This window comes from Streptomyces resistomycificus, from assembly GCF_001514265.1.
GTDB classification, from domain to species: Bacteria; Actinomycetota; Actinomycetes; order Streptomycetales; family Streptomycetaceae; genus Streptomyces; species Streptomyces resistomycificus.
Window position 1 is genome coordinate 241,901 of the sequence record NZ_KQ948995.1, and the last position, 13,149, is coordinate 255,049.

A 13,149-nucleotide genomic window follows, 5' to 3' on the forward strand; every position below is an offset into this window, starting at 1 on the left:
GATCATCGGTCCCCCTCGGCCCCGTCCAGGATGCCGGGCAGCGCCTGGAGGAGCGCGTCCACCTCGTCGTCGCCGAGGTTCAGCGGTGGCATCAGCCGTACGACATCTGGGGCGGGCGCGTTCACCAGGAACCCGGCGTCCTGAGCCGCCTGCTGCACCTTCGGCGCGAGCGGCTCCGTGAGCACGATACCCAGGAGGAGGCCCGCGCCCCGGACATGGGCGATCAACGGGTTCCCGAGCGACTCGATTCCTTCGCGCAGCTTCTCGCTCTGCCGCTTGACGTTCTCCAGCAGCCCCTCGGAGGCGATCGTCTCCAGGACCGCGAGTCCGGCCGCGCAGGCGATCGGGTTGCCGCCGAAGGTCGTGCCGTGCTGGCCCGGCCCGAGCAGCTCTGCGGCCCGCCCGAAGGCGACGGTGGCGCCGAGCGGCAGCCCGCCGCCGAGGCCCTTGGCGAGGGTGACGACGTCCGGCAGGACGCCCTCGTGGGCCTGGTACTCGAACCAGTGGCCGGTCCGCCCGATCCCGGTCTGCACCTCGTCGAGGACCAGCAGCGAGCCGGTGGCGGCGGTGATCGCCCGGGCGGCCTTGAGGTAGCCGGCCGGGGGCACCACGACCCCGTTCTCGCCCTGGATCGGCTCGATGATGACGAGGGCCGTCTCGTCGGTGACCGCGGCGGCCAGCGCCTGCGCGTCGCCGTAGGGCACGTGCGTGACGTCACCGGGCAGCGGGAGGAACGGCTCCTGCTTGCCGGGCTGGCCGGTGAGCGCGAGGGCGCCCATGGTCCGGCCGTGGAAGCCGCCGCTGGTGGCGACCATGTGGGTCCGCCCGGTCAGCCGCCCGATCTTGAAGGCGCCCTCGTTGGCCTCGGCGCCGGAGTTGCAGAAGTACACCTTGCCGTCACGGCCGAAGTGCTGCAGGAGCCGTTCGGCGAGGACGACGGGCGGTTCGGCGATGAAGAGGTTCGAGACGTGGCCGAGGGCGGCGACCTGGGTGCTGACCGCCTCGACGATCGCCGGGTGGGCGTGACCGAGCGCGTTGACCGCGATGCCGCCGACGAAGTCGAGGTACTGCTTGCCGTCGGCGTCCCACAGCCTGGTGCCCGCACCACGTACCAGGGGCAGTCGCGGGGTGCCGTAGTTGTTCATGAGCGAGCCCTGCCAGCGCTGGGTCAGCTCTTCGTTCGTGGTCATACGGCGTCCCCCTGTTCGGCGTCGGCCACGACCATCGTGCCGATGCCCTCGTCGGTGAAGATCTCCAGCAGGATGGAGTGCTGGACCCGCCCGTCGATGACCCGGGCCGTGGTGACGCCGTTGCGTACGGCGTGCAGGCAGCCCTCCATCTTCGGGACCATGCCGGAGCTCAGGTCCGGCAGCAGCTTCTCCAGCTGGGAGGCGGTGAGGCGGCTGATCACCTCGTCGCTGTGCGGCCAGTCCTCGTAGAGTCCCTCGACGTCCGTGAGGACCATGAGGGTTTCGGCGTCCAGAGCAGCAGCGAGTGCCGCAGCCGCCGTATCAGCATTGACGTTGTAGACATGTCCGTCGTCCTGGCTACGGGCGATCGACGAGACGACCGGGATCCGGCCGTCGGCGAGCAGTGCCTCGATGGCGCCCGTGTCGATCGCGGTGATCTCGCCCACCCGCCCGATGTCGACCAACTCCCCGTCGATCTCGGGCTGGTGCTTGGTGGCGGTGATGGTGTGCGCGTCCTCGCCGGTCAGTCCGACGGCGAGCGGGCCGTGCTGGTTGAGCAGTCCGACCAGCTCACGCTGCACCTGTCCGGCCAGCACCATCCGGACGACGTCCATGGCGTCCTCGGTGGTGACCCTGAGGCCCGCCTTGAACTCGCTGACGATGCCGTGCTGGTCGAGGGCGGCGCTGATCTGCGGGCCGCCCCCGTGCACGACGACGGGCCTGAGGCCGGCGTGGTGCAGGAAGACGACGTCCTGGGCGAACGCGGCCTTGAGATCCTCGTCGATCATGGCGTTGCCGCCGAACTTGATGACGACGGTCTTGCCGTTGTGCCGGACCAGCCAGGGCAGGGCCTCGATGAGGATCTGTGCCTTGGGGAGCGCGGTGTGCTTGCGAGTGGTGCTCATGAGGAGTACGCGCTGTTCTCGTGGACGTAGTCGGCGGTGAGGTCGTTGGTCCAGATGGTGGCCGTCTCGGCGCCGGCGGCGAGGTCGGCGACGATGTGCACCTCGCGGTAGCGCATGTCGACCTTCTCGCGGTCCTCGCCGACGCTGCCGTTCTTGCACACCCACACGCCGTTGATGGCGACGTTGAGCTGGTCGGGGTCGAAGGCGGCCCGGGTGGTCCCGATCGCGGAGAGCACCCGGCCCCAGTTGGGGTCCTCGCCGTGGATGGCGCACTTGAGCAGGTTGTTGCGGGCGATGGAGCGGCCCACCTCGACGGCGTCGTCCTCGGTCGCGGCGTTGATCACCTCGACCTTGATGTCCTTGCCGGCGCCCTCGGCGTCCCGGATCAGCTGCTGACCGAGGTCGTCGCAGACCGTGCGCACGGCTTCGGCGAACTCCTCGTACTCCGGGGCGACTCCGGCCGCGCCGGAGGCCAGCAGGAGGACGGTGTCGTTGGTGGACATGCAGCCGTCGGAGTCGACGCGGTCGAAGGTGACCCTGGTGGCGGCGCGCAGCGCCCGGTCCAGGGTCGCGTTGTCGAGGTCGGCGTCGGTGGTGAGGACGACCAGCATGGTGGCGAGGCCGGGGGCGAGCATGCCCGCGCCCTTGGCCATGCCGCCGACGGTCCAGCCGTCCTTGGTGACGACGGACGTCTTGTGGACGGTGTCGGTGGTCTTGATGGCGATGGCGGCCTTCTCGCCGCCGTGCTCGCTGAGGGCGCCCGCCGCCTGCTCGACTCCCGGCAGCAGCTTGTCCATCGGGAGCAGGACGCCGATCAGCCCCGTCGACGCGACGGCGACCTCGACCGCGCCCAGACCGAGCACCTCGGCTGCCTTCTCGGCGGTGGCGTGCGTGTCCTGGAAGCCCTTCGCTCCCGTACAGGCGTTGGCGCCACCGGAGTTGAGGACCACGGCGGAGACCTGGCCGGCCTTGAGGACCTGCTCGGACCACAGGACGGGCGCCGCCTTGACACGGTTGGAGGTGAAGACGCCGGCGGCGGCGCGGCGGGGCCCGGTGTTGACCACGAGGGCCAGGTCCGGGTTGCCGTTCTCCTTGATTCCGGCGGCGATGCCCGCGGCCTGGAACCCCTGTGCTGCCGTGACGCTCACGGTGCGACTCCGATCGTGGAAAGACCGAGCTCCTCGGGGAGCCGGAGGGCGATGTTCATGCTCTGGACGGCACCGCCCGCGGTGCCCTTGGTCAGGTTGTCGATGGCGCTGATCACGATGACGCGGCCGGCGGCCTCGTCGTAGGCGACCTGCACCTGGACGGCGTTGGAGCCGTAGACGGACGCCGTGGCGGGCCACTGGCCCTCGGGTAGCAGGTGGACGAAGGGCTCGTCGGCGTAGGCCTTGTCGTAGGCGGCCCGCAGGGACTCCCGCGTCACTCCCGCGGTGGCCTTCGCGCTGCAGGTGGCGAGGATGCCGCGGGGCATCGGCGCGAGGGTCGGGGTGAAGGAGACGGAGACCCGCTCCCCGGCGGCCGCGCTGAGGTTCTGGATCATCTCGGGGGTGTGCCGGTGGACACCGCCGACGCCGTACGGCGACATGGAGCCCATGACCTCACTGCCCAGCAGGTTCGGCTTGGGTGCCTTGCCCGCGCCGGAGGTCCCGGACGCGGCGACGATCACGGCCTCCGCCTCGGCGAGCCCGGCGGCGTACGCCGGGAAGAGCGCGAGGGAGACGGCGGTCGGGTAGCAGCCGGGTACCGCGATGCGCTTGGACCCCTCCAGCGCGGCGCGGCCACCCGGCAGTTCGGGAAGGCCGTACGGCCAGGTACCGGCATGCGGGGAGCCGTAGAACCGCTCCCAGTCACCGGCGTTCGCGAGCCGGAAGTCGGCCCCCATGTCGACCACGAGGACCTCCGGGCCGAGCTGTTCGGCGACGGCCGCGGACTGCCCGTGCGGCAGCGCGAGGAAGACGACGTCGTGTCCCGCGAGGACGTCCGCGGTGGTCTCCTGGAGCACGCGGTCGGCCAGCGGCAGCAGGTGCGGCTGCAGCGCGCCGAGCCGCTGCCCGGCGTTGGAGTTGCCGGTCAGGGCGCCGATCTCGACCTCGGGGTGCGCCAGGAGCAGACGCAGGAGCTCTCCGCCCGCGTATCCACTCGCTCCGGCCACTGCCGCACGTACCGCCATGGGTTCCACCCTCCTCGTAATGGCATGACTATACGTTTCGATGCACGTTTATGCAATCTGATTCAGGTACCCGACGGTCACGTGGGGCCGGTTCGCACGTGGTCCTACCCTGCCGGTCATGGGGAACACTTTCGGGGCCGGGGACGACCATCCGGCGATCATGACGCAGCGCCGGGTCGGCGGGTCTGACGGCCCGGACGACGCCTCAGTCGGCGATCATCCGCTGCCCCCGCTCCCCGTTGCGCTCCCGCTGACGGCGTACGACGTACCGGCCGGGGGCGAGGCCGGTGGCGCCGTGCTCGGGGTGGATGAGGTAGGCGACCTCGCGGACGTCGACGACCACGAGGGCGAGTCGTGTGTCGTCGAAGACATGCGGGGTCCACAGGCAGGTGCCGGGGTCCGCGACCAGGGAGTGCGGGTTGCCTCCGGCGGCACTGCGCAGCAGTTCGATGCCGGCGGCGGGGACCTCCTGCCACTGCACGTACGCCGCCAGCCGCACGGAGTCGGCGACGAACGCGAACGGGACGACGATCAGGTCGCCCTGGGCCTGGAGGCCGTCGACGACGGGGACGGCGACCTGCCGCTCCAGGTGGTCGAGGACGCCGAGGCCGGTACGGGCGGTCAGGTCCGACAAGGTCGTGGTCATGGGCGTGGACATGGGCTTCACCTCTGGGTTCTCGGTTGGCGTGGGTGTGGTGCGGGGGTCTGCCTCAGGTGCGGCGCACGAGCCGCGCGTACTGTCCACCGGACAAGCCGTAGGTCCAGCCGGCCGCCGCGACCGGGTCGTCCAGGTGCCCCGGGACGCCCAGGCCGTAGCGTCGGCGGGTGCCGTCCGGTTCGACGGAGCCGTTGACGGTGAGCAGCAGACGCGCGGGGCGGCGCCAGAGGGCGAGCGGGACGTCGTAGAGCTGGAGTCGGGAGCCGGGGTTGCCGGGGTCGTCGGCCGTGGCGACGAGCCGGAGTGAGGCCTGTTCGATGTACGCGGCCCAGCCGAGCCGCTCGATGGCACTGCGCCGCACCTCGACGTTGCGCTCGGCGTGGATGCGCTCGACCGTCGGCCCCGTGACGACCCATTCGGGCACGGGTGTGCCGTGCAGGACGTGCAGCCGGGTGCCGTCGGTGAACCGTACGGCGGGGCCGTCCATCCGGTGCAGCCGCAGTTCCGCGCCGAACGCGGAGAGGCGTTCGGTGTGGAGTTCGGCCGGGCGCTCGGCCATCACGCAGACGCCGTCGCCTGCCCACCACCAGCCCGTGGACCGGGCAAGGTCCGTCCAGAGTCCGAGCTGCCGGACGTCCTCCTCGTGGTAGCGGGCGACTCCGAGCCGGGCCCGGGCGTCGTAGGCCGCGATCCAGTACGCGTCGTGTTGTCCGTGCCAGGTCAGGCCGAGCGCGTCGGTGTCGGTGGGCAGGAGGGCGGTGCGCAGCGGGGCCCGGACGGCGTCTCGCAGGCTCGCGGTCAGCGGTCCGTCGAGCAGGCCGCGCAGCACGGTGTCCCAGGAGGCACCGGCGGCGAGCGCCGCTTGCGGGGTGGGGCGGGTGCCGCCCGGGTCGGCGACGGATTCCAGGCCCCGTTGGCGGGGAGGGCGTCGCAGCCGTGTGTCCATGCGGTCCCGCAGCTCGGCGGCCAGGGAGGCCAGCCGCGCGGCCACCGGCCAGCCGGGGCCGCCCGGCAGCGCGTCGGCGGCCCGTAGGCCGGCCGGGCTGAACCTGCCCGGGCTGTCCAGGACCGTGCGGACCGCGGCGGCGGGCGAGGGTACCCAGACGAACCGGGGTGGTGAGCTGCCGAGCAGGCGGTACAGATCGGTCACGGCCGCCTGGGCCGTGGCCCGGTCGGCCGGGCGGGTGGAGAGTGCGTCCCTCAGCCAGTCGTCACACAGGGCGCGGGCCGAGGCCTCCCACTCCTGGAAGGAGCGGGGACGAGCGGTCACGGGGCTCACCGGAGGACTTCGAGGTCCGCCTTTCGCATCATCATGCGGAGATCGTGACACCGACGCCGGCAGTGGGCAAGCGAGTTATCGGCTGCCTGTGTCTCCTGCTGGAAGCCGGGGTGGGGGCCGGGATGGAGGCCGCCGCCCTCGGACGGCGGCCCCCACGATTCCGGCTACCGCTGCCTGATCCTCAGGAAGGTGATCGAGTTCGCCGGGAAGGTGTACGTGAACCGGTCGGAGACTCCTTCGTAGGTGGACGACACCGGTGCCACCGCGGTGGCCGTCTCGGTGTTCACCGCGTCCGGCGCGGCGGCCAGCGTGGTGACCTTCGCCCGGGAGCGGACCTTGGCACCGCCGAGGTCGATCGCCGTACGGGCGGCCGAGGACTGGGCGTTGACGACCTTGACGATCAGGTCACCGGTCTTCCTGTCCTTGGTGACGACCTGCCGGAACGGCTCGGCCGGCTTGTCGTCGGTGAAGCTGCCCCATTCCTGACCGTCGAGGTAGAGGGTGACCTGCCGGCCCCGCACCTTGACGTCGATGTCGTAGGCGCGGCCGGTCTCGACCGAACCGGCCTTGGACAGGAGCGTCGACTTGCCGCCGTCCACGGCCTGTTCGACGGCGGACTGGGTGTTGTTCCAGCCGCCCAGGTTCCACCAGTAGTAGTTCCCGGTGTCCTTGACTCCGAAGGCGACGAGGAAGCCCTCCTTGCCGGCCTTCTTGGTGGCCTTCACATGCAGGTCGTAGTCGTGCCAGGACGGGTCGCCGGCCGAGACCATGGTGTTCTCGGCGGCCACGTCGGTCTGCGCGTACTGCCCGTCCTGGACGCTCCAGCTGCCGCCGCCGGTGTGGGTCCACTGCGAGGCGTCACCGGAGAAGTCGTCGGTGAGCAGGGTCTCGCCGTCGGCGCCGGTGACCTTCACGTCGTCGTACGCCGCCGTGGTCGCCCACGTCGACAGGCCGACGGCGCCGGTGATCGGGGCCAGCAGCGACGGTGTTCCGGTGGCCGTGGAGGGCACCACCCGGTCGCCGACGTTGTTCATGAACAGCTTCTGGACCTCGTAGTTGGCGGAGTTCCAGGAGGCGTGGTTGTTGAACCACACCATGTCCGGGCGCCACTGCACGTAGTCCTCGTTGGCGAACAGCGGGGCGTAGGAGGCGAGTTTGACGATGTCGGCGTTGCGCTCCAGCCCGGTCATGAAGGCGGCTTCGGCGAGGCCGTTCTTGAAGGCGTTGCCCTGGGAGGCGTACTCGCCGAGGAAGACCTTGGGCCCGTTGCGGTCGTAGGAGTCGTAGCGGCCGTTGTTCTGGAGGAACCACTGCGGGCTGTTGTAGTAGTGCTCGTCGACCATGTCGACCTTGGCCTCGCGGTTGAGCTGCCAGGCCGTGTCGAAGGTCGAACCGGTGTCGTCGGGACCGGAGTTGGAGACCACGGTGATGTCCGGGTACTTCGCTTCGATGGCCGTGCGGAACTGCTTGAACCGGGCCATGAACTCGACCGGCAGGTTCTCCTCGTTGCCGACCCCGATGTGGGTGAGGTGGAAGGGCTCGGGGTGGCCCATCTGCGCCCGCTTCCGGCCCCAGGTCGAGGTCACCGGTCCGTTGGCGAACTCGATGAGGTCCAGGGCGTCCTGGATGTGCCGCTTGAGCAGCGCCTCGTCGTCGGTGGCCTTGTTCTGGCCGCAGCCGGTCACCAGGGCCGGGACGACGGGCAGCGGCATCGCGCCGACGTCCTCGGAGAAGCGGAAGTACTCGTAGTAGCCGAGGCCGTAACTCTGGTTGTAACCCCAGAAGTTGGAGTTGGTGGCGCGCTCCTCGACCGGGCCGATGGTGTCCTTCCACTGGTAGGACCGCTTGCGCTGCCAGTTCGAGGCCTCGCTGTAGTCCTCCATGGAGCCGGTGTTGACCAGGCAGCCGCCGGGGAAGCGCACGAAGCCCGGGTGCAGGGCGGCGACCTTCTCGGCGAGGTCCTTGCGCAGGCCGTTGGACTGGTGCTTGTAGGTGTCGCGCGGGAAGAGGGACACCATGTCCAGGGCCGCGGCGGCGGAGGACGCGACGGACAGCCGGCCGTTGCTGCTGGTGCGGGTCGCGGTGAAGGTGGCGGTGTACTTGGCCCAGCCGTTCTTGCGCACGGCCACCCTGCGGGCGGTGGCGAGCGTGCCGTCGGCGTCCTGGAGGGTGACGGTGAGGGTGGCGGCGCCGGTGGCGCGGGCCCACACCGAGAAGTCGTACTTCTTGCCCTCGTCGACGTGGACGCCGGTGTTGTAGCCGGCGTTCGTCACGGAGGAACCGGCCGCCAGGGACAGGTAGTTGCGGTTGCGGTCGTTGAGCCGGCCGTCGTCGTTCACGACCTGCGCGGTGCCGTCGACGGTCCAGGAGGTGAGGGGCGTGTACGAGGTGTTGTCGGCGGTGGAGTACTCGAAGGACCGGTTCTGCACGAGCTCGGCGTACAGCCCGCCGTCGGCTGCCCGGTTGATGTCCTCGAAGAAGACGCCGTACATCGAGTCGTCGATCTTCGCGCCCTGGGCGGCCGGATCGACGGTGATCGCGTAGTCGGTGACGTCCTCGGCATGCGCGGGCGCCGGGATCAGGCCGGCGGCCACCAGGAGGGCGGTGGCCGTGAGACCGAGTCTCCAGCGGGTGCAATTGCGTGACATTGATACTCCGCGGCTCTGGGGGTGTGGAGTTGTGTGCGGTGCAGTGGTTCGAGAGTAGTTCGAGATCTCGGACAATGATCAGCACTTCGAACGGCAAGATAGGTAGGAGGCAGGGACGCGTCAATGGGTCGCACCAGACCGGAGGGGACGGAGGGCGGGAAGGGATGGGCGAGTTCTGGCCAGTGCCGGACGTACTGGCGTATCTGGCGGGGAGCTGGCGTGTGCGGCGTTCCGTGCGGGATCTGGCGAGCGGCGCGGACGGCCGGTTCGCCGGCACGACGACTTTCGGCCCACTGGACGGCGGCGGACTACTGCACCGGGAGTCCGGCATCTTCACCTGGCAAGGCGTCTCCCGCCCCGCCGAACGCGCCCTGCGGTACCTGCCGGGCAGCTCGCCCGGCACGGCGGACGTGTGCTTCGCCGACGGGAGGCCCTTCCACGACCTGGACCTGACCTCCGGCCGCCATGTCGCCGACCACCCCTGCGCGGCGGACCTCTACCGCGGCGAGTTCACCGTCCGGGACGGGGACCACTGGCGGACCGTGTGGCGGGTGGGCGGCCCCGCGAAGGACCTGGTCCTCACCACCGACTACGTCCGCGAGAGCTGAGTCGACACACCGTCGAGGCGGAGGTTCCAGCGTCCGGCCCGCCCCGTGACGACAGTCGTCGACAGCGGACGGACGTCGATGTTCCAGTACGTCGAGGGCGGCGCCTTCAGGGCGTACACCAGGGCGGCACGGATGACCGAGGGCTCGGCCACGGCGACGATCCGGCCGCCGTCCTCCACGGGCCGGGTGTCGAGCCAGCCGCCGACCCGGTTGATGAACTCCAGCAGCGACTCCCCGCCGTGCGGCGTGCCGTTCGGATCGGCGAGCCAGGCGTCCACGGCCTCCGGCTCCCGGGCCATCGCCTCCCCGAGCGTGAGCCCGCGCCAGCGCCCCATGTCACAGTCCCGCAGGGCGAGTTGCACCAGCGGCGCGTACCCGAGGCCGTCCCCGGTGGCGCGGCTGCGCGGGGTCGGCGAGCAGTAGCGCAGCTCGGCCGCCGCGAGTGGGATCAGGTCCTGGGCGACCTGTTGCACCTCGCCCCAGCCGGCCTGGTCCAGCGGACGGTCGTCCTCGAAGCGCTCGGCGAGCAGCGGGGAGCTGCGCGCGGCGGCGACGAACGTGACCCGTAGTTGCATGCGGCGATGGTGAGTCGCGAAAGTGCGCAGGTCAAGGGGTGTTACCTGGGAGTTATCCGAGCGGCCGTCAAAGGACCAGCGCCATCCACTGGTCCGGCTTCTCCAGCGACGCGAACCCGAGCTTCCCGTACACCCCGTGGGCGTCGTCCGTGGCCAGCAGGATCCGCCGCAGCCCGTACGGCCGCAGGTGCTCGCGCACGGCCGCGACGAGCGCCGTACCGATGCCCTTGCCGCGCACCGAGGGGTCGACGTACACGTCGCACAGCCACGCGAAGGTGGCCCGGTCCGTGACGACCCGGGCATACGCCACCTGATCGCCGGAAACCGCCTCGTACACCCCGAAGTTGAGTGATCCGTCGACGGCCCGGTCCTGCTTCTCGCGGGTCCGCCCGATCGCCCAGTACGCGTCAGCGGACAGCCAGCGGTGCACGCGCTCGGCGTCGATGCGGTCGGTGTCGGCGGAGATCTCGTAGCCCTCGGCGAGCGGCGGGGTGTCGGTCATGCGGGGAGATTCGCAGGTCGCGCACGAGCGCGTCGAGCGGTTTTCGCCCCGCCTCGCGTCTGCGGCCGCGGACGCGTACCGGCTGGAGCACGGCGTCACAGGCGACCCGACTGGAGCACGACGTCACAGGCGACCCGACTGGAGCACGGCGTCACAGCCGGCCCGGAGCCGCCGTACTCCTTCCGCGATCTCCTGCGGACCGGCCACCGCCGCGAAGCTCAACCGGATGTGCCCGGCCGGGGGTTCGGCGCTGAAGTAGGGGCGGCCGGGGGTGATGGCGACGCCCGCGCGCAGGGCGGCCGCCACCAGGGCGGACTCGCCCCCGGAGCCGAAAGCCTGGGAGGTGTCCCCGGTGCCGTCGGGCAGGCGCAGCCAGAGGTGGTAGCCGCCCGACGGGATGTGCGGGAGCGCGAGTTCGGGCAGGTCCAGCCGCAGCGCGGCCGTCATCGCGTCCCGCCGGGCCTTCAGCTCCGCCGACACCGCGCGCAGATGGCGCGGCCAGGCGGGCGAGCCGACGAGTTCGAGCGCCGCCTCCTGCAGCGGCCGGGGCACGAAGAAGGTGTCGACGACCTGGATGGCGCGCAGCCGCTCCAGCACCGGCCCGTGCGCGGCGAGCGCGCTCACCCGGAAGCTGGGCGAGGTGGCCTTGGTCAGCGAACCGACGTGGACGACGACGCCGTCGGGGTCGTCGGCGGCCAGCGGACGCGGCAACGGTCCCGCGTCCTCGTGCACGAGCCGTCGTACGAAGTCGTCCTCGACGACGAACGCGCCCGCCTCGCGCGCGATGCGCAGCACCTCACCGCGCCGCTCGGGCGCGAGCACGGCTCCGGTCGGGTTCTGGAACAACGGCTGGCAGACGAAGAGCCGGGCGCCGGTGGCCCGGAAGGCGTCCGCGAGCAGGGCCGGCCGTACACCGTCGGCGTCCACCGGCACCGGGACCGGGCGCAGCCCGGCCGCGCGGGCGATCGCCAGCATGCCCGGGTAGGTGGGCGACTCGACGAGCACGGGCGCGCCGGGCGGGGCGAGCGCGCGCAGGGCGGTGGTCAGCGCGGACTGGCCGCCCGAGGTGATCAGCACCTCCGCGGCCGTGACGGCCCCGCCGATGCTGCGCGCGAACCACTCCCGCAGCTCCGGCAGCCCTTCCATGGGCGGTCTCCCCCAGGCTCCCGGGCGGCGGCCCGCCCTGGAGAGGGCCGCGGCCATCGCCCGCTCGGGTTGCAGGGAGGGGTGCAGATAGCCGCCGTTGAACTCGATGACGCCCGGCGCCGGAGCGGCCAGCGAGACCAGGACCCCGGAGGCGTCCACCGAGCGCGGCACGAGGTCGGCGGTGTCGCCCGCGCTGAGGGCGACCTCCTGCCAGGAGGTGTCCCCCACGGCGCCGGTCTCCGCACGCGGCCGGGCCCGGAAGGCGCCGGCGCCGGGCCGGGTGACCACCAGCCCTTCGGCGGCGAGCTGCCCCAGGGCCCTCGAGACGGTCACCGGGCTGACCCTGAAGCGCTCGACGAGGGCACGGCTCGACGGGAGCTTCTCACCGGGAGAGTAGCGGTCCAGCTCTCTGCGCAACCGTTCCGCCAGGTCATCCACGCTGCTACGCTCTTGCATGAGAGCACAGAGTAGCGCTACCGCGCCGCACCGGATAGCGGTCACCACCCCGATCGGGACGAGCGGACCCGGCACGCCCGCACCAGGCACCCCCGCAGCCGGCACCCTGCAGGCCGCCCTGGGCGTCGTCGCGTTCTCCCTCACCTTCCCCGCCACCGCCTGGGGCCTGGAGGGCTTCGGCCCCTGGTCCCTGGTCGCCGTGCGCGGCGTCCTCGCCGCGGTGATCGCGGGCGGCTGTCTGCTGGCCCTGCGCGTCCCGCTGCCCGGCCGCCGGCACTGGCCGGGCCTCGCGGTGGTCGCCGCCGGTGTCGTCGTCGGCTTCCCGCTGCTCACCACGCTCGCCCTGGAGACCTCCACCACCGCGCACGCCGCCGTGGTGGTCGGTCTGCTCCCGCTGACCACCGCCCTCGGGTCCGCGCTGCGCATGGGCACCCGCCCGTCCCGCACCTTCTGGGCGGCGGCGCTCGCGGGCGCGGCGGCGGTGGCCGCCTTCACCGTGCAGCAGAGCGGCGGCGCCCTCGGCACCGCCGACCTCTACCTCTTCGCCGCGCTTCTGGTGTGCGCGGCCGGCTACACCGAGGGCGGCCGGCTGGCCCGGGTCATGCCGGGCTGGCAGGTCATCGGCTGGGCCCTGGTGCTGTGCCTGCCGCTCGCCGTCCCCGCCGCCGCGGTGGCGCTGTCGTACGAACCCGTCCACCTCACCGCCCACAGCGTGGCCGGGCTGCTGTGGGTCGCCGCGGGCTCGCAGTTCCTCGGCCTGGTCGTCTGGTACCGGGGCATGGCCGCCGTCGGCATCCCCAAGGCCAGCCAGTTGCAGTTGGCCCAGCCGCTGCTCACACTGGTGTGGTCGGTGCTGCTGCTCGGCGAGCACCTGACGGTGGCCGCACCGCTGACGGCCGCGGCGGTGCTGGTGTGCATCGCGGTCACCCAGCGGGCGCGAGGCTGAGCGGCGCGCACGCACCGGTTCCGACCGGGCCCCTGCGCCGTAGACTCAAGGCCACGGACCGAT

12 protein-coding genes are annotated in these 13,149 nt (G+C 71.8%); 2 read left to right on the forward strand and 10 right to left on the reverse strand.

Going from position 1 to position 13,149, the window contains the following annotated elements:
• Positions 1–2 precede the first annotated feature (2 nt).
• The 7 genes from AQJ84_RS25625 to AQJ84_RS25655 all read right to left on the reverse strand — a co-directional run bounded on the left by AQJ84_RS25625 (position 3) and on the right by AQJ84_RS25655 (position 8,853).
• Positions 3–1,190 carry an acetylornithine transaminase gene (locus tag AQJ84_RS25625; protein ID WP_030038446.1) on the reverse strand — a complete coding sequence of 396 codons (1,188 nt, stop codon included), beginning with the start codon at positions 1,188–1,190 and terminating at the stop codon, positions 3–5.
• On the reverse strand, positions 1,187–2,095 hold the full coding sequence (gene argB, locus AQJ84_RS25630; RefSeq protein ID WP_030038445.1) for an acetylglutamate kinase: 909 nt from the start codon (positions 2,093–2,095) through the stop codon (positions 1,187–1,189). The genes AQJ84_RS25625 and argB overlap by 4 nt, the downstream gene beginning before the upstream one ends.
• Positions 2,092–3,243, reverse strand: a complete 1,152-nt coding sequence (argJ, locus tag AQJ84_RS25635) for a bifunctional glutamate N-acetyltransferase/amino-acid acetyltransferase ArgJ (RefSeq protein WP_030038444.1) — start codon at positions 3,241–3,243, stop codon at positions 2,092–2,094. The genes argB and argJ overlap by 4 nt, the downstream gene beginning before the upstream one ends.
• The gene (gene argC / locus AQJ84_RS25640; protein WP_053193124.1) at positions 3,240–4,268 is read right to left on the reverse strand and encodes an N-acetyl-gamma-glutamyl-phosphate reductase; all 1,029 of its coding nucleotides are present in this window, start codon (positions 4,266–4,268) and stop codon (positions 3,240–3,242) included. Before argC ends, argJ begins: the two co-directional genes overlap by 4 nt.
• Positions 4,269–4,473: 205 nt before the next feature.
• A complete protein-coding gene (locus AQJ84_RS25645; protein WP_030038443.1) occupies positions 4,474–4,926 on the reverse strand; it encodes a hypothetical protein in 453 nt (150 codons plus the stop codon).
• Positions 4,927–4,978: 52 nt separating this feature from the next.
• A complete protein-coding gene (locus AQJ84_RS25650; protein ID WP_107082847.1) occupies positions 4,979–6,196 on the reverse strand; it encodes a DUF6745 domain-containing protein in 1,218 nt (405 codons plus the stop codon).
• A gap of 173 nt (positions 6,197–6,369) precedes the next feature.
• On the reverse strand, positions 6,370–8,853 hold the full coding sequence (locus AQJ84_RS25655) for an alpha-L-arabinofuranosidase C-terminal domain-containing protein (protein ID WP_030038441.1): 2,484 nt from the start codon (positions 8,851–8,853) through the stop codon (positions 6,370–6,372).
• 164 nt (positions 8,854–9,017) lie between these two features.
• On the opposite strand from AQJ84_RS25655, the gene AQJ84_RS25660 reads away from it, so the two are divergent.
• Positions 9,018–9,461: a DUF6314 family protein gene (locus tag AQJ84_RS25660; protein ID WP_030038440.1), complete on the forward strand. Its 444-nt coding sequence runs from the start codon at positions 9,018–9,020 to the stop codon at positions 9,459–9,461.
• On the opposite strand, the gene AQJ84_RS25665 is transcribed toward AQJ84_RS25660, so the two are convergent.
• The 3 genes from AQJ84_RS25665 to AQJ84_RS25675 form a co-directional block, all read right to left on the reverse strand.
• Positions 9,443–10,036 (reverse strand): histidine phosphatase family protein, encoded by a 594-nt coding sequence (locus tag AQJ84_RS25665; protein WP_030038439.1) that lies wholly within the window; start codon positions 10,034–10,036, stop codon positions 9,443–9,445. The two genes, AQJ84_RS25660 and AQJ84_RS25665, sit on opposite strands and share 19 nt — an antisense overlap.
• 67 nt (positions 10,037–10,103) lie before the next feature.
• Positions 10,104–10,538: a GNAT family N-acetyltransferase gene (locus AQJ84_RS25670; protein WP_030038438.1), complete on the reverse strand. Its 435-nt coding sequence runs from the start codon at positions 10,536–10,538 to the stop codon at positions 10,104–10,106.
• A 123-nt stretch (positions 10,539–10,661) separates the two neighbouring features.
• Positions 10,662–12,140 carry an aminotransferase-like domain-containing protein gene (locus AQJ84_RS25675; RefSeq protein WP_037802264.1) on the reverse strand — a complete coding sequence of 493 codons (1,479 nt, stop codon included), beginning with the start codon at positions 12,138–12,140 and terminating at the stop codon, positions 10,662–10,664.
• On the opposite strand from AQJ84_RS25675, the gene AQJ84_RS25680 reads away from it, so the two are divergent.
• A complete protein-coding gene (locus AQJ84_RS25680) occupies positions 12,139–13,086 on the forward strand; it encodes a DMT family transporter (RefSeq protein WP_053193121.1) in 948 nt (315 codons plus the stop codon). The genes AQJ84_RS25675 and AQJ84_RS25680 overlap by 2 nt on opposite strands.
• Positions 13,087–13,149 lie beyond the last annotated feature (63 nt).